Origin of the sequence: Micromonospora sp. NPDC050200 (genome assembly GCF_040656135.1) — a bacterium.
In the GTDB taxonomy this organism is placed as follows: Bacteria; Actinomycetota; Actinomycetes; order Mycobacteriales; family Micromonosporaceae; genus Micromonospora.
In genome coordinates this window covers 45032-64766 of record NZ_JBFALG010000015.1, presented here as the reverse complement: position 1 = coordinate 64766, position 19735 = coordinate 45032, and the positions used below count along the sequence as shown (strand labels likewise).

At 69.9% G+C, this 19735-nt stretch carries 18 protein-coding genes and 1 pseudogene; 11 read left to right on the top strand and 8 right to left on the bottom strand.

What is annotated here, in order from left to right; all coding sequences use genetic code 11:
* Positions 1–6: 6 nt before the first annotated feature.
* Positions 7–1038, bottom strand: coding sequence for a peptidoglycan-binding protein (locus AB0I41_RS12960; RefSeq protein ID WP_357105828.1), 1032 nt, complete (start codon positions 1036–1038; stop codon positions 7–9).
* Between the two features lie 41 nt (positions 1039–1079).
* The gene (locus tag AB0I41_RS12955; protein ID WP_357105825.1) at positions 1080–1646 is read right to left on the bottom strand and encodes a hypothetical protein; all 567 of its coding nucleotides are present in this window, start codon (positions 1644–1646) and stop codon (positions 1080–1082) included.
* Between the two features lie 129 nt (positions 1647–1775).
* Here AB0I41_RS12955 and AB0I41_RS12950 point away from each other — a divergent pair, with 129 nt between their 5' ends.
* The gene (locus AB0I41_RS12950) at positions 1776–2432 is read left to right on the top strand and encodes a response regulator transcription factor (RefSeq protein WP_357105822.1); all 657 of its coding nucleotides are present in this window, start codon (positions 1776–1778) and stop codon (positions 2430–2432) included.
* A gap of 14 nt (positions 2433–2446) precedes the next feature.
* Complete coding sequence (locus AB0I41_RS12945; RefSeq protein WP_357105819.1) at positions 2447–3664, top strand: ATP-binding protein; 1218 nt, start codon at positions 2447–2449, stop codon at positions 3662–3664.
* 55 nt (positions 3665–3719) lie between these two features.
* On the opposite strand, the gene AB0I41_RS12940 is transcribed toward AB0I41_RS12945, so the two are convergent.
* The 3 genes and pseudogenes from AB0I41_RS12940 to AB0I41_RS12930 all read right to left on the bottom strand — a co-directional run bounded on the left by AB0I41_RS12940 (position 3720) and on the right by AB0I41_RS12930 (position 5352).
* On the bottom strand, positions 3720–3935 hold the full coding sequence (locus AB0I41_RS12940; RefSeq protein ID WP_357105956.1) for a hypothetical protein: 216 nt from the start codon (positions 3933–3935) through the stop codon (positions 3720–3722).
* Positions 3936–4201: 266 nt separating this feature from the next.
* A pseudogene (locus AB0I41_RS12935) lies at positions 4202–4363 on the bottom strand (NAD(+) synthase); the annotation flags it as partial.
* Between the two features lie 56 nt (positions 4364–4419).
* A complete protein-coding gene (locus tag AB0I41_RS12930; RefSeq protein ID WP_357105816.1) occupies positions 4420–5352 on the bottom strand; it encodes an SMP-30/gluconolactonase/LRE family protein in 933 nt (310 codons plus the stop codon).
* Between the two features lie 100 nt (positions 5353–5452).
* Here AB0I41_RS12930 and AB0I41_RS12925 point away from each other — a divergent pair, with 100 nt between their 5' ends.
* The 5 genes from AB0I41_RS12925 (at position 5453) to AB0I41_RS12905 (ending at position 10981) form a co-directional block, all read left to right on the top strand.
* On the top strand, positions 5453–5911 hold the full coding sequence (locus AB0I41_RS12925) for an Lrp/AsnC family transcriptional regulator (protein ID WP_357105814.1): 459 nt from the start codon (positions 5453–5455) through the stop codon (positions 5909–5911).
* A 431-nt stretch (positions 5912–6342) separates the two neighbouring features.
* Complete coding sequence (locus AB0I41_RS12920; RefSeq protein WP_357105811.1) at positions 6343–6735, top strand: hypothetical protein; 393 nt, start codon at positions 6343–6345, stop codon at positions 6733–6735.
* A complete protein-coding gene (locus tag AB0I41_RS12915; RefSeq protein ID WP_357105808.1) occupies positions 6732–6953 on the top strand; it encodes a hypothetical protein in 222 nt (73 codons plus the stop codon). The genes AB0I41_RS12920 and AB0I41_RS12915 overlap by 4 nt, the downstream gene beginning before the upstream one ends.
* A complete protein-coding gene (locus AB0I41_RS12910) occupies positions 6913–7263 on the top strand; it encodes a hypothetical protein (RefSeq protein ID WP_357105806.1) in 351 nt (116 codons plus the stop codon). The genes AB0I41_RS12915 and AB0I41_RS12910 overlap by 41 nt, the downstream gene beginning before the upstream one ends.
* Before the next feature lie 1045 nt (positions 7264–8308).
* Positions 8309–10981, top strand: a complete 2673-nt coding sequence (locus AB0I41_RS12905; protein ID WP_357105803.1) for a DEAD/DEAH box helicase — start codon at positions 8309–8311, stop codon at positions 10979–10981.
* Between the two features lie 365 nt (positions 10982–11346).
* Here AB0I41_RS12905 and AB0I41_RS12900 read toward each other — a convergent pair whose 3' ends face one another.
* From AB0I41_RS12900 to AB0I41_RS12890, 3 genes are all read right to left on the bottom strand, one after another.
* On the bottom strand, positions 11347–12123 hold the full coding sequence (locus AB0I41_RS12900) for an MFS transporter (RefSeq protein WP_357105800.1): 777 nt from the start codon (positions 12121–12123) through the stop codon (positions 11347–11349).
* Between the two features lie 306 nt (positions 12124–12429).
* Positions 12430–13221, bottom strand: a complete 792-nt coding sequence (locus AB0I41_RS12895; protein WP_357105797.1) for an SGNH/GDSL hydrolase family protein — start codon at positions 13219–13221, stop codon at positions 12430–12432.
* Positions 13222–13738: 517 nt separating this feature from the next.
* Positions 13739–14923, bottom strand: a complete 1185-nt coding sequence (locus tag AB0I41_RS12890; RefSeq protein WP_357105794.1) for an ROK family transcriptional regulator — start codon at positions 14921–14923, stop codon at positions 13739–13741.
* A 132-nt stretch (positions 14924–15055) separates the two neighbouring features.
* On the opposite strand from AB0I41_RS12890, the gene AB0I41_RS12885 reads away from it, so the two are divergent.
* The 4 genes from AB0I41_RS12885 to AB0I41_RS12870 are packed head-to-tail and all read left to right on the top strand — an operon-like array spanning position 15056 to position 19714.
* On the top strand, positions 15056–16183 hold the full coding sequence (locus AB0I41_RS12885) for a Gfo/Idh/MocA family oxidoreductase (protein WP_357105792.1): 1128 nt from the start codon (positions 15056–15058) through the stop codon (positions 16181–16183).
* A complete protein-coding gene (locus AB0I41_RS12880) occupies positions 16180–17682 on the top strand; it encodes a sugar ABC transporter ATP-binding protein (RefSeq protein ID WP_357105789.1) in 1503 nt (500 codons plus the stop codon). The genes AB0I41_RS12885 and AB0I41_RS12880 overlap by 4 nt, the downstream gene beginning before the upstream one ends.
* Entirely contained in the window at positions 17679–18704 is a 1026-nt protein-coding gene (locus AB0I41_RS12875; protein WP_357105787.1) for an ABC transporter permease, read from the top strand. Before AB0I41_RS12880 ends, AB0I41_RS12875 begins: the two co-directional genes overlap by 4 nt.
* On the top strand, positions 18701–19714 hold the full coding sequence (locus AB0I41_RS12870) for an ABC transporter permease (RefSeq protein WP_357105784.1): 1014 nt from the start codon (positions 18701–18703) through the stop codon (positions 19712–19714). Before AB0I41_RS12875 ends, AB0I41_RS12870 begins: the two co-directional genes overlap by 4 nt.
* The last annotated feature ends 21 nt before the right edge of the window (positions 19715–19735 follow it).

Genomic DNA, 19735 nt, shown 5'->3' with positions numbered 1-19735 from the left:
TGACGCTCATGCCGGCATCCCCACTGTCATACCCTCGGTCAGGCCGTCGCCGGACACCTCGACCCGGCCGTTGGCGAACAGGCCCGTCTGCACCGCCGCGATCCGGGTCGTCGTGCCGTCCACCACCTGCACGCCGTACCCGCCCTCGGCCAGGGCGAGCAGCGCGGCCACCGGCACGGTCAGCACGTCCTTACGCTCCGAGGCGGTGAAGCCAACCACCATCGAGGCCTGGTCGAGGCCGGCGACTGCCTTCTCGTCGTCGACCGTGACGGTGACTTGGATCTTCGTCGCCGCCGGGTTCTGTCCCTCTGCGGGCTTGATCACGGTCGCTGTTTTTGTGATCTTTCCGGGTATGGTCTTGCCGTCCGGCAGCTTGACGCTCACCGCAGCTTCCTTGACGGCCAGTCGCTGGTCAGACACGTTCAGTTCGATGCTGATCACCCGGGACGTACCGGTGTGGGTGAGCAATGCCTGACCCGGCTGAGCGGCATCACCGACGGCCACCTTCAGGGTGTCCACCCGCACCGCCCCAGCCGCATAGATGACGCGGCCCAACTCCACCGTGCCGGTCTTCGGCAGCCCGAGATCGCCCTGCCACTTCTTCACTGCGGTCGCGGTCGTAGCGGAATAGGTCTCATCGACGGTGAACCCTCGGTATCCCAACGCGTGCAGGCTCTGCTCGAACTGCTTGACGTCAACGCCCTTCGTCCCCGGCGACAGCACCCGGTAGGCCGGCAACTTGCCGTAGAGCAGCACGACCGGTGTGTTGTCGATTCGGTAGAGCACCTGTCCCTGCTTGAGGGTCGATCCTGCGGCGGGCAATCCCGTCACCGTCCCGGCGAGCCGGCCGGCCACTGTCGTCGCCGATCCGTAGCCCAGCTCGCCGTCCTCGCTCTGCGTGTCGGCGAGCGTCTGTCGGGTCACCTGCCCGGTCTGCGGGGGCAAGTCGCTGTGAGCCTGACCACCGCTTTCGCCGTTCGGCAAGCCGAACCCGGTAGCGGCCGCGCCTGCGGCGCCGACGGCCAGCGCCCCCGCCACCGCCACCCAGGCGGTTCGCCGCCGCCGTCGCGTGCCCCCGGTCACCCGTTGCCCCCGGTCTGGTTGCTGCCCGGTGCTCCGCCCGAGGGCTGGTACTGCGCGCACGCCTTCTGAGCCGCCTGGAACTTGGGGTCGTCCATGTTCATGCCGGGGTCATTGCCGTTGATCTGGATGCCGCCGTCCGCGCCCGGGTCCGGGAAGCTCGTCACCCCGTTGTCCCGCATGCACTTGGCGAGCTTCCGGTTCTGCTCCGCCCGCTCCGGGTCCACCTTGGCTGGCTCACCGCCGTTGGGCAGGTACTGCTTGCACTTCTGCATCGCCGCATCGACCTTCTGCGGATCGGTCCCCTCGGGGACGTCAATGCTCATCCCTCCGCCGTCGCTGAACTCCGGGTCCGGGAAGTTCGCCACCCCGTTGTCCCGCATGCACTGCCCGAACTTCAGCGCGCGATCCTGTTCGCTCGAACCGTCGGCTCCGGCGGCGCTGCTGGTGGCCTTGGTTCCCGGACCACCAGCGGTCGCCACCCCGTCATCTCCGTTGCCGCCGCCGCAGCCGGCCACACTCAGTGTCAGCAGCAGGCCGAGCACCAGCCCTCTCCCGATACGCATGATCTCTCCTTCTTCGGCCGCGGGTCGGTCGCCGGCCGCCACCGCAGAAGTAGAGCCGGTGCGACATTTCCCGGCCGTTGACGAAAGCGTTAACGCCGTAGAAATGTCACCCGGTGAAACCATGGAGCGATGCGCATCCTGGTAGTCGAGGACGAGATACTGCTCGCCGACGCGACAGCCGAGTGGCTGCGCGGCGACGCGCACGCGGTGGACGTCGTGCACGATGGCCGCGCCGCCCTGGATCGGATCGACGTACACGACTACGACGTGGTGGTACTCGACCGCGACCTACCCGTCGTGCACGGCGACGACGTGTGCCGAGCAATCGCCGAGAGCGGCAACTCGGTGCGGGTGTTGATGCTGACCGCTGCCGCGGAGATCGACGACCGGGTCGCCGGACTGGCGTTGGGCGCGGACGACTACCTGCCCAAACCGTTCGCATTCCGGGAGTTGGCCGCGCGCGTGGTGGCACTGGGAAGACGAACCCGGCCGGCCGCTCCGCCGATCCTGCAACGCGCCGGTGTCCGCCTCGACCCGCACCGCCGCGAGGTCTACCGAAACGGCCGGTACGTCCCGCTATCCCGCAAGGAGTTCGCCGTCCTCGCCGAGCTACTGCGCGCCGACGGCACTGCGGTCTCCGCTGAACAACTCCTGGAGAAAGCGTGGGACGAACACGCCGACCCGTTCACCAACGCGGTACGGATCACAATCCTCAAGCTGCGGCGCAAACTCGGCGACCCGCCCGTGGTGCTGACCGAGACAGGAGTCGGGTACCGAATCCCGTGAAGCGACTCCATTCGGTGAAACGACTCCGGCCCGCCAGGTTGACCATCCGGGCCAGGCTCACGTTGGTCTACGGCGGGCTATTCCTGCTTGCCGGCCTGCTGCTCCTCGGTGTGACCTACGTGCTCGTCTCCCATCAGCTCCGCAGCGGCGGAGCAACGTTCGACACAGCCCACCCGGAGATCTCCGGCACGGGCCAACCCACGGTGCCACTGCCCCCCGCGGACCACATCGACTCTGGGCTGTCCGTAAACCAGACGATTGTCGGCCAGGTCACGGACGACGCGCTCCAGACTCTGCTCACCCAGGGTGGGATCGGGCTGGCCGTGGTCGGTACCGCCGCCGTCGCCTTCGGCTGGCTGATCGCCGGTCGGCTGCTCCAGCCGCTGCACCGGGTGACCGAGACCGCCCGGCGAATCTCCGACGCCCCGGCCGCCGACCGGAGCCTGCACGAACGCATCGCTCTGGACGGCCCGAACGACGAGATCAAACAACTGGCCGACACCTTCGACGTCATGCTTGAACGCCTCGACCACGCGTTCGACGGCCAGCGGCGATTCATCGCCAACGCCTCACACGAGTTGCGCACTCCGCTCACCCTCAACCGGGCACTGCTCGAAGTCGCCGTACACCGCCCGGCCGCGTCGCCGGACGTACGCCAGCTCGGCGAGACCCTACTGGAGATCAACACTCGCCACGGGCGGCTGATCGACGGGCTGCTGCTGCTGGCCCGCTCGGAACGCGATGTGGCCGAGCGGTCTCTTGTGGACCTTGCAGACATCGTGGACCACGTGGCGGCACAGGTGCCGCCGGGCACGGTCACCGTGCACACGAGGCCCGGCGAGGCAGAGACCACCGGCAACGCGGTCCTCCTCGAACGCCTTGTGCAGAACCTGGTGGAGAACGGAGTACGACACAACATCCCCGAGGACGGCTGGGTGGAGGTCGCCAGCGATACCCGACCGGACGGCTCGGCGGTACTGGTCGTCAGCAACACCGGGCCGGTTGTACCCCGGTACGAGGTCCCGCACCTGTTCGAGCCCTTCCGCCGCCTCGACACCGACCGGCTCTCCTCCACCTCGCCCGGTGCGGGCCTGGGACTATCGATCGTCCAGGCGATCGCCCGCGCCCACGGCGGCAACGTGCACGCCGAACCACGTGACGGCGGCGGACTGAGAGTCACGGTGACCCTCCCGACTACGCGGACACCAACGTGGCCGGACAGACAGCCGTAACCGCCAGACTGGTGAACGGTAGAGGGCCCGTACCCCGGGCGCGGCAGGAAGTTCGTCAGCCCGAGGTCATGATCAGCCAACGCCCCGCCGAGGTCGAGGACCGCGCCGTTCCATACGAGGCGCCGAAGGCGCTGCTGCTGCAGGTCGTCGCGGAGGCCAACAGCTGTTGGGCGGTGTGGCGGGCACCGCCCGACTGCTGCCTGTGCTCGCCGCACGCGACGACGCGGTGCGCGATGCCTTCGAGAAGCAGTTCCCCGAGCTGACGCAGCACGCGACGACCGTCAACAACCGGGAGGGCTGGGCGTCGGGCCGTGCCGTAGCCGACCGAGCTTCGCCGATCGCGCCGACCAGGCCGTCCCCCAACTGGGATGATGATCCCGACGGCGGCAATGACCTGGTTGGCGGGGTAGCGACGGTGGTCGAGCAGGCTGGCGACCAGCCGCCACGCCTCGCGGGTGGTGCCGTCGGCCCAGCATCCGGCTGGGTGCCGTACGGCAGGCGCATCGCAACAGATGTGGTGTGGTGCCCGGTGTGGCGGGCTTGTTCGACGGCGAGTTGGCACAGCCGCCCGGCACTAGCCGAATCGATGCCCCCGCTGATGCCGAGGACCAGGGCCCGACGGCCGGTCGTGATCAGCTGGTCGACGAGGATCTGTGCTCGCCGGTCGGCCGCTACTGCAGGGTCGAACCCGGCTGTCACCGCCAGGTCCTCGGCGATGTGTCGCTGCCATCCAGCCGACGCGGGGTGTGCGTGGCTCACCGGCGTACCTGCTGGATCGGCTCAGGATAACGGGCGCCGTTGACGGTGACGCGCAGCGCGTACAGGCTCGTGGCGGCGGTGATGAACAGGTGGTTGCGTTTGGGGCCGCCGAAGGTGAGGTTGGCGACGGACTCGGGCAGCAGCAGCTTGCCGATGAGGGTGCCGTCGGGGTCGAAGCAGTGCACGCCGTCCCAGGCCGCGGCCCAGACCCGGCCGTCGGCGTCGAGACGCAGGCCGTCGAAGCGTCCGAAGTCGCACTCGGCGAAGATCTTCCCGCCGGTCAGGGCGCCTTCGGCGGTGACGTCGAAGATGCGGATGTGACTGGGTTCCTGGCGGGTGTCGGCGATGTAGAGCCGCTGCTCGTCGGCGGAGAAGGCGAGACCGTTGGGCCGGCAGAAGTCGTCGGCGACGACGCGCAGGTCGCCGGTGGCCGGGTCGAGGCGGAACACGTAGCAGGCGTCACCGAACTCGCTGTGGCCCTTGTTGCCCTCGTAGTCGCCGTCGATGCCGTAGCTCGGATCGGTGAACCAGATCGTGCCGTCGGCACGTACGACGACGTCGTTGGGGCTGTTGAGCCGCTTGCCCTGGTAGCGGTCGGCGAGCACGGTGATGGTGCCGTCGTGTTCGGTGCGGGTGACCCGCCGGTTGCCCTGTTCGCAGGTGATGAGCCGGCCCTGGCGGTCGATCGTGTTGCCGTTGGCGTACCCGGAGCAGTGCCGGAAGACGCCGACGGCGCCGGTGGTTTCGTCCCAGCGCATGAGCTGGTCGTTGGGGATGTCGCTCCAGACCAGGTAGCGCCCGGCTGGGAAGTACACCGGGCCCTCCGCTTTGCGTGAGCCGGTGTGCAGGCGTTCGATGACGTAGTCGCCGTCGCAAGAGCGGAAGCGCTTGTCGAGCACCTGGAACTGGGCAGGGATGGTCTCAGCCACCGAACTCTCCTCGCGTTAGGATGACGTTCGGCAAGAAATCTTTCCCGCCAAATCTGATATGGTCAATCACAGAGTTATCCGTTTCACATTTGGAGCGTGCATGGACAATATCGACCGGGCTTTGCTGGCGCAGCTGCAGGTCGACGCCACGCAGTCGTACGCGTCCTTGGGCCAGGCGGTCGGGCTGTCGGCGGGGTCGGCCCATGAGCGGGTGCGCAAGCTGCGCGAGCGTGGTGTCATCCGGCGTACTACCGTCGACGTCGATCCAGCCGCGGCCGGCCGCGGCGTACTGTCCTACGTCATGCTGCAGGCAAGCGCCTGGATGGGCGACCCGCCGACCCGCGACGCGCTGGCGGATATCCCCGAGATACAGGAGGCGCACATCATCGCCGGGTCGGCGTCGTTGCTGGTGAAGATCCGCACCTCGACCACCGAGGAGCTGCAGGCCGTGCTGCGACGAGTCTTTGCCGTCGACGGAGTCACCGGCACCCAGGCCATCGTCGTACTGGAGACCTTCTTCGAACGGCCTATGTTTCTCGGCGGCAACGGTTCCAGCTGACACAGCATGCGACGGTTGTCAACAACTGGGAGGGCTGGGCGCCAGGCGGGGCTGCAGCCGACCAGGCTTCGCTACACGGGCGGCAAGCGGTCGCACACGAGTGATCGGCTGCTCCGTCGAAGCGGGGCGTTCCGCAGGTCCACCCGCGCGCAGCACCTCATAGAGGAGCTCTCGGCCGGGATGATGCCCCGCAGCCGGCCGATCGACTGCGGCGACAGATCCCGCTTCACGGTTGTGACCTGGGCAGACGTAGCGGGAGCGGGTCGCCGGTGAGGGCCGCCGGTTGGTTCGCATGGTGACGCCTCCGGCCCACCCTGTTGATCTTCCGTGCGAACCAGTCAGACGCGAAGTGTCGCGACGATCGGGGTGGCCGTTCATTGCGGGCTGTGGCTGACCATGGACCCGCCTCCCGGTGTACTAGCGTCAGGGGTGTGAGGAAGCGTGCGGCGAGGTACGAGCCACTGACGGTGGCGCGCCTGGGTGCCCTGCTCGTCGGAGCCGACGAGACGCGACGGTGGCGGCTGGTGGCGGAGTTCCTGGAGGAGTACCGCTGGGAACCGCCCGAGGAGCGCGCTGATCTGCTGGACCAGGAACCAACTTCTACCGGGGACGAGCACTGGGACGTATTCCTCGCGGCATTGGCCGAGCACCTGGCTGCCAAGGACGGGCGTGGCGCGCCGTCATGGGTCGAGACGCGGTCGCTGCGGCGGTTCTGGTTCCCCTTCAACACCCGCGCTGCCCGGGTCGACGCGGTGGTGCACGCGCCGGCGGCGTTCCGGCGTCGTGGCGTGTACGTGTCGGCGCAGGAGTTGAACGTCGCGTGAGCCTCGATGATCCGCTGTTGGACCGTGCCGCGATCGAAGACGCCTTCCGCCGGCTCGGGGACCGGTTGGCGAGGCGAGGTGTGGTCGCGGACCTCTACATCTTCGGCGGGGCGGCCATGGCTCTGGCCTACGATGCACGACGGGCGACTCGTGACATCGACGCGGTGTTCCAGCCCCATGGCATCCGTGCTCGACGAGGCCCGTGCGGTCGCGGCTGAACTCGGCCTGCCGCACTGGTGGCTCAACGAGCAGGCGAGCGCCTACGTGGCCCCGGGTGGCGACAAGGCAGCTCCTCGCGTCTTCGACCACCCCGGCCTGCGGGTGGCGGCGGCGTCTCCGGAACATCTGTTGGCCATGAAGGTGCTCGCCGCACGTCGTCGGGACGCCGAGGACATCCGCTTCCTGGTCGACCACCTCGGGTTGACCAGCGCCGAGCAGGTCCTCGGTCTGTGCGCGGAGATCTTCCCCGAGGAAGAGGTCCCAGGCCGGGCAAGACTCGTGCTCGACGACGTCTTCGACGGCCGGTAGCTTGGTCATCGGGCTTCCCACAACGTACGGGACCTGCATGAACGCAGTGGCAACGGCTCACTGACGATGGCTGCCGGTCGGTTCGCACGGTGGTACCTCCGCCCCACCCTTGATGACCAGAACGTTCGCCGGATACGGCGGGCGCCCTTCGCCGTTTTCGAAGGGAAGTAGCCGAGCCACCAGCGACGGTTGCTTCCCTCGCCCCACAGCGCGTTCCCACCGTCTCAACGGCCTGCACGAGCTCGGTGCACATGACATGGCTGTAGATGTTCGTTGGTGACGCCGATCTGGCGGTGACCGAGGAGTTCCATGAGCACGGGGCCGGCAGGCTGGGCCGCCTCGGGCGCCCGGTGACGGTGCCGCACGTCGTGGGGGACGAACGGCGGCCGTCTTCGCTACGGTGGCTGGCGCGGAGTCTGGGAGGGTGTTGATGGCGAGACTGGAACTGAGCGTGGCTGAGGCGGCACTGTACGAGGCGGTCGGTCCCAGGGTTTTCGTTCGTGCGAGAGCACTTGTCGAGCGCGGTGACGTCATCGATGTGCGGTGGGATCCGGCCACGGGGCAGGCTCGCGGCCGACTGCGTGGTGGACGGGCCGACGAGGTGACGACGTCGGTGAAGTCCGGCGCCGACGGCTCCGTCGTCTCGGTTGAGGGTTCCTGTCCGTGCGGCGGTGAGGTGTCGTGCGACCATCCCGTAGCGGTGGTGCTGGCCGCGTTGTCCGAAGGCGAGCGTCCCCGTCAGCGGAAGGTGCCGAAGACGGTGCAGACGGCGGCTTGGGAAACCGACTTGTCCGCCCTTGTCCGTGGCGCCGCTGATCCCGCCGTCCCGCCGCCATCCGATCAGGCAATGCTGGGCCTGCAGTTCGAGATTGTGACGTCCGCCCAGGGCGGGAGTCCGGCGCACCGGGTCGTCCTGCGGCCGGTCGTGCCGGGTCGTACCGGGTGGGTCCGCACCGGCGTCAGTTGGTCGACGTTGAGCTATGCGAACCTTGGCCGGTCGAGGGAGGCCGAGCGACACCGTCGGCTGCTTGGTGAGATCGTCAGGTTGTCGACCTCCGGTGCCGATCCGTACCGCTACTACGGCGGCCACCAGCAGACGATTTCTCTCGATGCGTTCGAGAGTCGGCGGATCTGGGACCTGCTGGTGGAGGCCGACGAGGCCGGGCTGCCGCTCGTGCAGGCCGGCAAGCAGGCGGCGCCAGTCGTCGTCGGTCGCCGTCCGGCTCGGCTGTCGGTGCGGGTCGACCGGACCGAGGAGGGGCTGGTGCTGGAGCCGACCCTGCTGGCCGATGGCGTGCCCGTCGCAGCGGAGCATTCGCTCATCGTCGGTGAGCCGGCGCACGGCGTCGCCTGGTGGGGGGAACGCGGCGCGGCGGAGCCCCGGCCAGCGGCACGGGTGCTCCGGCTGGCGCCACTGGCCGGGGCGATGCCGACGGGCGTGGTGAAGGCGTTGGCCGGATCGCCGGTCCGGATCCCGGCAGTGGACGAGACGCGGTTCTTCGAGCGGTTCTATCCTGACTTGATCCGGCAGGTGGAGGTCGTCGCGGCCGGCCCGTCGGTGCGCCTTCCCGAGGTCGGACCGTCCACGTTGACGTTGACCATGGCACCGGCACAGGGACACCGCCTGTCGATCAGTTGGGAGTGGGTCCGTACGGTCGGGGACAGCCGTCACCCCGAACCGCTGCGAGCTGCGGTACCCGTCGGACAGGCTGACCACCGTGACGAGGTGCTGTGGCGGGTCGCCGAGGTGGTCGCCAAGCCGGTGCCGGAGCTTCTGGAGCCCTCCCCGGCCGGTCCGCAGCTGGCCGCCTCGGCCACGCTTGCCGGCGACGCCATGATCCGCTTCCTGGGTGAGGTCGTGCCACGGCTCGACGACCTCGATGGTGTCGAGGTGATCCCGCCGATGGCGGGGGCCGTCCCTGACTACCAGGAGACGTACGAGGCGCCGGTCATCACGTTCGCCAGCTCCGACGGGGTCGGCCAGCAGGACTGGTTCGACCTGTCGGTGCAGGTCAGTGTCGGCGGCGAGCAGGTCGTTTTCGACGAGTTGTTCGTCGCGCTCGCGCAGGACCAGCAGTACCTCATTCTGCCCAGTGGGGCCTACTTCGGGCTCGACCGCCCGGAGTTCCAGCAGCTACGGGACTTGATCACTGAGTCGCGGGCACTCGAGGACGCGCCACCCGGGGTGTTGCGCGTCGGCCGGTTCCAGGCCGGCCTGTGGGATGAGCTGGCCGAGGTGGGTGAGGTCACCGGCCAGGCCGCCACCTGGCAACGGACGGTGCGTTCGCTGACCGCAGCCGACCCCGCAGCCGACCAGCCGATTCCTGCGGAGGTGCGGGCGGAGCTGCGGCCCTACCAGCGGGAAGGGTTCCGCTGGCTCGCCACCCTTCGTGACCACGGGCTCGGCGGCATCCTCGCCGACGACATGGGGCTCGGCAAGACCCTGCAGACGCTTGCGCTGATCTGCCATGCCCGCGCGGACGCGCCGTTTCTCGTGGTCGCCCCGGCCAGTGTCGTGCACAACTGGGTGAGCGAGGCGGCGCGCTTCACGCCGGAGCTCATCGTCCGCGGGATCACCCAGACCCTGGCGCGGCGGGGCGTCTCCCTCACCGAGGCGGCGGCCGGCGCGGACCTCGTGGTCACCTCGTACACGCTGTTCCGGCTGGAGCACGACGACTACCGGGCCCTCGACTGGGCCGGGTTGGTGCTCGACGAGGCCCAGTTCGTGAAGAACCCCCAGTCCCAGGCTCATCGCTGCGCGAGACTGCTCCCAGCACCGTTCAAGCTGGCGATCACCGGCACCCCGATGGAAAACAACCTGACCGAGCTGTGGGCGCTGTTCTCCATTACGGCACCCGGGCTCTTCCCGCGTGCGGACCGGTTCACCGAGTACTACCGCGTCCCGATCGAGAAGGACCGCGACACCGAGCGGCTCGCCCAGCTGCGGCGCCGGATCCGGCCGCTGATGCTGCGCCGCCGCAAGACGGACGTGGCCGTCGACCTGCCGGCCAAACAGGAACAGGTCCTCGAGCTGGAACTCGACCGCCGGCACCGCAAGGTGTACCAGACGTACCTGCAGCGCGAGCGGCAGAAGGTCCTCGGCCTGCTCGGCGACCTGGAAAAGAACCGATTCGAGATCTTCCGATCGCTGACCCTGCTGCGGCAGGCGAGCCTTGACGTCACGCTGATCGACCCGAAACACGGCGGCGTGCCGTCGACGAAGCTGGACGTCCTGACCGAGCAGGTCACCAACCTGGTCGCCGAAGGCCACCGGAGCCTGGTGTTCAGCCAGTTCACCCGGTTCCTCGGTGCCGCCCGGGATCGGCTGGAACGGGCCGGTATCCGGTGCAGCTACCTCGACGGCACCACCCGGGACCGCGCGGCCGTGCTCGCCGAGTTCAAGAACGGCACCACTCCTGTATTCCTGATCAGCCTCAAGGCGGGCGGGTTCGGCCTCAATCTCACCGAGGCCGACTACTGCATCCTGCTCGACCCGTGGTGGAACCCGGCAGCCGAGGCGCAGGCCGTCGACCGCGTCCACCGCATCGGCCAAGCCCGCAACGTCATGGTGTACCGGCTGGTCGCCAAGGACACCATCGAGGAGAAGGTCATGGCCCTCAAGGCGCGCAAGGAGGAACTGTTCAACAGCGTCCTCGACGGGGGCGAGTTCGCCTCCGCCCAACTCACCGCCGCTGACATCAGGAACCTCCTCGACTGACATCGGCGACCGGATAGGCGACGATCTCGATCACCATCCGGGATCGGACCGGGCGCTGCAAGCGGGCCGTAAGCCCTTCGTGGAGGAACTCACGGACCGGATCGGCGTCGGTCGGCCGGTCCAGCCGGGCTCGGGCGAGATTCCCGATCATCGGCTTGAACTGCGCAAGCGCAGCGGCATCACGGCGCCGTCGGTGAGCCGGGCCCCGACGAACCCGGACAGTATGTCCGGATGTCGTGCCGGGCCGACCCTGGTCTCTCCGTACTCGTCGACCTCTGCAGGTGGTGCGGAACAGTGCTTACGCAGCCGGTGCCGGCGCTCGTCGCCGGGTGCGGCTGAGCTGCTGCCCTACGCCGCCCGTTTCTTCATGCCAACGGTGCGGCCGGAGGCTGAGCCGGCCGAGACGCGCGCCGCATCAGCACGATGATTCCGCTCACGGTGGTGGCCAGCAACGCCACCACCTCGAACGGCACGGCCAGCACGAAAGGCCACCGCCAACCGGCCGTCGGCTCCAGAAGCGCCCCAGCCACGGGTCCGAGACCCAGCGCCAGCACCACCGCGCCGGCGACGAGTGGCGCCACCCACACGCGCCGTGCCCCCACCTGCGTAACCAGCATGGCCGTGACGCCCCAGGCCAGACCGGCCCCGAATCCGGTCACCGCGCGGCCGACCAGCAGCGGACCGCTCCCCGGAGCCAGCGCGGTCAGCAGCGATCCGGGAATCAGCAGCGCGATTGCGGGCAACGCGACGGCAGTCGGCCACCGCCGGCCGACCAGAGCGCCGACCGGAACCGCCAGTACCGCCGGCAGCAGGTAGGCGACGAAGATCCAGGGGATCACCGAGGTCGGCAGATGCATGTCCCGCTGGATCGCGGCCCTTTCCGGCCCGACGGTGACGGCGAGCAGGAAGGCACCCAGCGACGCGGCGAGTGCCGGCCCGATCAGCAGCCAGACCGGGCGGACGCCGGGGCGTGGGCCGTACGGGGGAACCTGGTTGACGGTGCCGGGGAAGGCCGGGGTCACCCCAGGGAATATACGGGCGCGGGCTGTGCGGCAGGTAACGGTACGGGCGGTTGGCGCGGTTGAAGTGACCCTGAGGCCGGACACCTCCTGATTCGGCATCCTGCCGAGCAGGAGAAGCACCGCGATGGGCCCCTGAGCTGCTGGCCTGTGGTTCGGGTTCGGCCACCTCCGGTCCACCTGCCTTCTTGACCTGCCTGGCGTACGCCGGGCACTCGCGGAACGGTTGCCGGAGACTCCCAGGCGTACCCGGACCCCCATTCGCCGACGGCCCGTGGTCAGCGGCGAGACCGCTGACCACGGGAAGTCGGATCGGCTCCCAACAGCTCTTGGGACGGCAGCGTGGCGCCGGGCCGGGCCAGGCTCGCCGGGATGAAGGGGGCAGAGCCCCGCTGGAACTACCTCATCCGCAGGTCTTCATGAGGGCCGTCACGCGGCACCCGCGAAGGTCGGGAGGTAACCGCCGGACTGCCCGGCGGCCGTCGGGTGGTACGAGATGCTCGTGTCGGCCCAGTTCAGCGCGTGCAGCCACTTCTGGCCGTAGGCGCAGAGCTCGTTGCCGCGGAAGATCGGGCGTACATCGGCGAAGACGAAGCTGTTCTGGACAGCGGCGTTCTTGGTGAGGTCATCCAGGAGGTTGATGCCCTCGTTGATCTTCGCGCGGGACGTGCCGCTGAGACCGGCGCAGTAGGTGTCGAGCTTGTAGAAGACCGGGTAGGCGATAACCACCACGCGGGCAGACGGCGCACGTGCGCGGATCGCCTTGTACAGGTTGTCCAGCTTCGGCGGCAGCTCTTTGCGGGCCTTGTCCTCGGCCGCGTTGACGGCCGCTACGCACGCCGACTCGCCGTACACCACGCAGGTGGTCATGACGTCGGAGAACCCGACGTCGTTACCACCGACGGTGATGCTCACCAGCGTGGTGCTGGTCGTCAGGTAGCCCACCTGGGTGTCGAGCACGCTCGTCGTGGTAGCACCCGAGCAGGCCACGAAGGTGTACGACGCGGGAGCGTTGGCCGTGGCCCACAACGACGGGTAGGCGTTGGGGCTGCGCCGGCATGAGCCGCTTTCGTTGCCGGCGCCCACGCCAGAGGCGTACGAGTCGCCAAGGGCGACGTATTGGACGGTGGAGGCCGCTTGGGCCGGCGTGGCCAGCGCGATCACGCTGGCAATCGCCGTTGCCAGGCCCATGGTGAGGGTTACGAGGCGGGATTTGAGCACATCGTCCTCCGGGGGCGGAAGGAATGATCCGGAGCTATATAGATAGCACTGGATGCATCACGTCCGGAAGACCTGTCGGGACATTCGGGCCGAGGCCCGATCGCGATCCTCGCCGATCAGGGAGTCGTGGTTCACCGTAAAAGCCGCGTATCGGCGTACTCAGCCCACCACAGTCCATGATGGTCAAGGCCGCGGGCGACATCCGCCGCCGGTCAACAACGGGTCACGCAGTCGCTCACTCGGGCGCGATCGCGCGTCTCACTGACGACAGCTCTGGTGGCAGCGCCTGCCGAGCCAGTTCCCGACCGGTGGTGCTGGTCGGCAGCACCGGGTTGGCGTACTGGTCCCGGTAGAGCAGGCGTTCCGGTCGACCTGCACCGGATAGTCGGTGTGCGGCAGGTCAACGGCGGTGTGCTACGTCACCACGGGCGATGCGGCCGGGCCGGACTGCGGATTCCCATGCTCGGAAAGCACCTGCACAGGGCGTCTCTGGCCCCAGTCAGCGCCCTGCTGCTCGTCACCCCGCATGGTTTGCCAGCTCGCGGTCCAGCAAGGTGGGGGAAAGGGCATGCTGGACGACCATCGCTGCGGCGCCGACGACGCCCGCGTTCGCGCCGGCCTGTGAGGTCACGATGCGCAGGCGCTCGGTGGCCAGCGGCAGCGAGCGCCGGTAGATCGACTCCCGCACGCCAGCCAGCAGCATCTCGCCGGCCTGCGCGAGCGCCCCGCCAACCACGATCAGCGATGGGTTGAACAGGCTGACGCCGGCGGCCAGCACCTCGCCGATGTCCCGGCCGGCCTGCCGCACGGCTTGGCCGGCGATCGGGCTGCCGGCCTGCACAAGGGCCACGACGTCGGCGTTGTTCGTCGCATGGAGGCCGGCGGCGCGGAGCTTCGCGGCGATGGCGGGGCCGCTGGCCACGGCCTCCAGGCACCCGCTGTTGCCGCAGCGGCAGAGCACGTCGCCCGCGTGCGGGGCCAGGATGTGCCCGAGGTCGCCGGCCGCGCCGACGTCGCCCCGGTGCAGCTGGCCGTTGCTGATCAGGCCGGCACCGATGCCGGTCGCGACCTTGACGAAGATCATGTGCGCCTCGTCGGGGAAGCAGCGGACGTGCTCCCCGAGCGCCATCAGGTTGACCTCGTTGTCCACCAGGACCGGCACGGCGAAGTCGGCGGCGATCCGCGCGGACACGTCGTATCCGTTCCAGCCGGGCATGATCGGCGGGTGGGTCGGCTTGCCGGTCGAGTGCTCGACCGGGCCGGGCAGCCCGATGCCGACGCCGGCGACGGGGGCGGTGGGGCCGTGGTTGGCGCGCATCCGTCGCCAGGTGTCGATGAGCAGGCCGAGCACCGTGTCGGGGCCGTCGGCGATGTCCAGCGTGAGCCTCTCGATGGCCAGCGGCTCACCGGTCAGGTCGGCGATGGCGACGGTGGCGTGGGTGGCCCCGACGTCGGCCGCCAGCACCACCCGCGCGCGGGCGTTGAACACGAACCTGCTCGCGGGCCGGCCGCCGGTGACGGCGTCGTTGCCCCAGTCGGTCACCAGCCCGGCGTCCATGAGCGTGTCGAGACGCAGGCGCACGGTCGACCGGGCCAGTCCGGTCTCGGTGGCCAGCTCGGCGCGGGTGCGCGCCTGCCCGTCGCGCAGCAACCGAAGCAGCTCGCCGGGCGACGTCGGGGCGGCACTTTGCCCATGGTTCATCCCTCAATTAAAGCGAAGCGACCGCGTTACGTCGGCCGCCACGAGGTTTTGAGATGTTGATCATCTAGGCCTGGATGATCGAGACGCATCTTTTGATTGACGATCGTCATAAGTCGCCGTTACCGTCGTCACATGTCTGTGACCGATCTGATAACGGCGTCTGGTGGGCTCGAGTCCGAGCAGCAGACGCTGCGCGTGGCGGTTGTAGGCGCGGGATTCATGGGGCAGGTGCACGCGGAGGCGGCCCGGCGCGCCGGGGCGACCGTCGTGGCCGCGGTGGCGTCGCGCCCCGAGGGCGCCGCCGCCGCGGCTCGCCTGGTCGGCGCGGACGAGGGCTACCCGGACCTGGCGGCTCTGCTCGACGACGCCGAGATCGACGTGCTGCATGTGTGCACGCCCAACGCGTCGCACGCCCCCGTCGCCGCCGCCGTGCTCGCCGCCGGCGTACCCATCATCTGCGAAAAGCCGCTCGCCACGGGGAGCGCCGAGGCCGTGGCGCTGGTGGAGGCGGCCGGCGATCGGGTGGCCACGGTGCCGTTCGTCTACCGCTTCCACCCGATGGTGCGCGAGTTGCGGGCCCGGCTGGCCGCCGGCGAGGCCGGCGTGGTCGCCAGCGTGACCGGCGGCTACCTCCAGGACTGGCTGTCCCGCCCGTCCGACGACGACTGGCGGGTCGACGCCGCGCTCGGCGGGCCGTCGCGGGCGTTCGCCGACATCGGCTCGCACTGGTGCGACCTGTTCGAGTTCGTTACGGGCGACCGGATCGCCCGCCTGTCCGCGCGTACCGCGGTGGTGCACGAGCGCGCCCGCAGGACCGGGAAGCCCACCGAGGACCTGGCCGCCGTGCATTTCACCACCGCCGCCGGCATGGTCGGCACGCTGGTGGTGTCGCAGGTCGCCGCGGGTCGCAAGAACCGGCTGCACCTGGAGCTGTCCGGCACCGAGGCGAGCTTCGGCTTCGACCAGGAGGACCCGGAGCGGCTGTGGGTCGGCCGGCGCGAGGGCGGCCAGACGCTGCTGCGCGACCCCGGAACGCTGCACCCCTCCGCCGCGCGCTACGTCCGGCTGCCCGCGGGGCACGCGCAGGGCTACCAGGACTGCTTCGACGCGTTCGTCGCCGACACCTACCGGGCGGTGCGCGGCGAGGACGTCCCGGACGGCCTGCCCACGTTCGCGGACGGCCTGCGCGCCGTCCGGATCACCGACGCGGTGCTGGCCTCGGCGGCCGCGGACGGAGCGTGGAGAGAGGTGCCGGCATGACGCCCGGCAGGACGACGAGCGTGCGGCTGACCGGGATCAGCAAGTCTTTCCTCGGCGTCCCGGTGCTGCGCGGTGTGGACCTGGAGCTGCGCGGCGGCGAGGTGCACGCGGTGATGGGCGAGAACGGCGCGGGCAAGTCCACGTTGCTCAAGGTGCTGGCCGGGGTGCACCGGCCGGACGGCGGCACCATCGAGGTCGACGGCGCCGAGTTGTCCTTCGCCAGCCCCACCGACGCGCAGCGGGCCGGCATCGCGATCATCCACCAGGAGTTCACCCTGCTGCCGCATCGCAGCGTCGCCGAGAACGTCTACCTCGGCCGCGAGCCCGTGCGGCGGATGCAGGTCGACCGGCGGCGCATGGTGGCCGACACCCGCGAGTTGCTGGACTGGCTCGGCGAGGACGGGATCGATCCGGCCGACGCCGTGTCGTCGCTGTCGGTCGCCCAGCGGCAGGTCGTGGAGATCGTCAAGGCGCTGTCGACCGACGCTCGGGTGCTGGGCATGGACGAGCCGACCGCCGCGCTCGCCGATCACGAGGTCGAGCTGCTCTACGACCTGGTGCGCCGGCTGCGCGAGCGGGGCATCGCGATCCTCTACGTCTCGCACCGCATGCGCGAGGTGTTCGACCTCTCCGACCGGATCACCGTGCTCAAGGACGGCCGGTTCGTCACCTGCGCCCCGACGGGCGAGCTGACCTCGGAGGACCTCGTCCGGCACATGGTGGGCCGCGACCTGGGCGGGTACTACCCGGACCGGGCGGTCCCCGACGACCTCGGGCCGGTCCGCCTCGCCTTGCGCGGCGCCGGCAACGACCGCGTCCGCGACCTGAACCTCGAGGTGCGCGCCGGGGAGATCGTCGGGCTGGCCGGGCTGCAAGGGTCTGGCCGCTCGGCGGTCGCGCGCGCGGTGTTCGGCGTCGAGCCGTTCACCCGCGGCTTGTTGGAGGTGGACGGGGTGGCACAGCGGGTGACCCGGCCCCGCACCGCGGTGCGCCTCGGGATCGCGCTGGTCACCGAGGACCGCAAGGGGGACGGGCTGGCACTTCGTCAGTCCGTGCGCGACAACACGTTGCTGGTGCGCCGCGCCGCGCTGCGCGGCGCGCGCTCCCGCGCGAGGTCGGACGTGCCGGCGTTGCTCGACGTGGTGACCGTGGTGGCCCGCGGCGAGCACCAGGAGGTGCGCTTCCTGTCCGGCGGCAACCAGCAGAAGGTCGTCCTCGCCAAGTGGCTGGCGGTCGAGCCGAGGGTGCTGGTCGTCGACGAGCCGACGCGCGGCATCGACGTCGGCGCGAAGCGGGCCGTGCACGAGCTACTGCGCGATCTCGCGAGGCGCGGGGTGGCGGTGCTGATGATCTCCTCGGAGCTCCCCGAGCTGATCGGAATGAGCGACCGGATCCTTGTCATGCACGACGGTGCGCTGGCCGGTGAGCTGCCTGCCGGCGCGAGCGAGGGGGCTGTGATGGCGCTGGCCACCGGGCACGGGATCGGTGAGGTGGCGTGAGCACTCTTCAGGAGAACACCCCGCCGGTCAGGCAGAAGGCCACGCGGCCGGCGGTGCGCCGGCCGCTCACCCCGGCCGTCATCATCTACCTCGCACTCGTCGTCCTGCTCGTCGTCGGCAGCGTGCTCGTCGGGTTGCGCGGCGAGGTCCTGCTCGACCAGGGCGGCATCCTCAACATCCTCACCCGGGCCACCGCACTCGGCATCGTCGCGATAGGGCAGACGATGGTGATCCTCACCGGGTCCCTCGACCTGTCCGTCGCCTACCTGGTCGGCCTCACCTCGCTGATCGCGGCGGAGACGATGGCCGGGCGGGACGGCATGGTCGTGCCCGGCGTGCTGCTCGCGCTCGCCGTGGCAGCCGGCGTCGGTCTGGTCAACGGGCTGGTCATCACCGTCCTCAAGGCCAACGCGTTCATCGCGACGCTCGGCGTGGCGCTGATCCTGCGCGGCTACCTCGAGGACAACTACACCGGCCCGGCCGGCGACGTACCGCGCGGCTTCCAGCACCTCGGCTACGACCGGATCGGCCCGGTGCCGATCGCGGCGCTGCTCATGCTGGCCGTCGCCGCGCTGTCCTGGTGGTATCTGTCGCGGACCCGCTCCGGCTACCACATGTACGCCGTCGGCGGCGACATCGAGGTGGCACGGCTGTCCGGGGTGCCGACCCGCCGGGTCGTCATCACCGCGCACGTGCTGTGCTCGCTCGCCGCCGGCCTCACCGGGATCTATCTCGCCAGCCGGCTCGGATCGGGCGCCCCGTACGTCGGCACCGACGCCGGGTACGACCTGGAGTCGATCGCCGCCGTCGTGCTCGGCGGGACGCTGCTCGCCGGTGGCCGGGGCGGCATCGTCGGCACCATCGGCGGCGTCCTCATCCTCGCCACCTTGGACACGATCTTCGACGACCTCGAGGTCGACCCGTTCTTCAAGGACGTGGTGCGCGGGATCGTACTCGTGACCGCGGTCGCGCTCTACGCCCGGCGCATGACCGCCAACCGCGCCCGCGGGAGGTTGACATGACCTGGCGTCCCCGCCTGGCCGAGGGCACCGCGCCGGTGCTCGTCGTCCTGCTTCTGCTGCTCATCGGCCTCGCGATCGCCGGCCCGGCCTACGACGAGCCGTCCGGCTACCTGGCGCTGCTCAAGCGTGCCGCGCCGCTGATGATCCTCGCGATCGGGCAGTACTTCGTCATCGTCTCCGGCGGGTTCGACCTGTCGGTTGGCGCACTGGTGACCGCCGGGGTGGTCATCGCGGCCCGGCTCATCGACGGGAGCGAGTCCGCAACGGCGGGGGTGATCCTGCTCGTGCTCGGGTTCGGCCTGCTGGTCGGCCTGGTCAACGGGCTGATCACGACGAAACTCCTGGTGCCGTCGTTCATCGTCACGCTCGGCATGCTGCTCGTGCTCGACGGCGCGATCTTCCTGTGGACCGGTGGCGCCCCACGCGGCGCGCTGTCCGCCGGGTTCCGGACGTTCGGGCGCGGCGCCGTGGATGTCCCGGTGCTCGGCGAGGTCCCGTGGTCGGTGCTCATCCTGCTGGCGATTCTGGTGGCCGCGGCGCTGTTCATGCGCGGCGGCACCGGCCGGGCGCTGGTCGCGGTCGGTGACAACGAGGCCGCCGTGCGGCTGTCCGGCGGCCAGGTCGACCGGCTCCGGCTGCTCGCGTTCGTCCTCTCCGGACTGCTCGCCGCGGTCGCCGCGATCCTGCTCGGTGGGTTCGCCGGCGTCTCGGCGCAGGTGGGCAACGGCCTGGAGTTCCGGGCCATCACTGCCGTCGTGCTGGGCGGCGTGCTTCTCGGCGGCGGGCGCGGGTCGGTGGTGGCGGCCGCCGCCGGCGCACTGTCCCTGGAGGCCCTGTTCACGCTGCTGAACCTGCTCGGCGTGAGCGGCGCCCTCGAGTCGGCCGTGCAGGGCGTGATCATCATCGCCGCCGTCGCCTACGCCTCTCTCGGCAGCGGCGTGCGGCAGCGGCTGCGGTTGTGGCCGAAACAGCGGAACAGCGCGCAACCTGCGCAAGCTGCCTCCTCCTGAAGTCCCCCCGGTAGTAAGGAG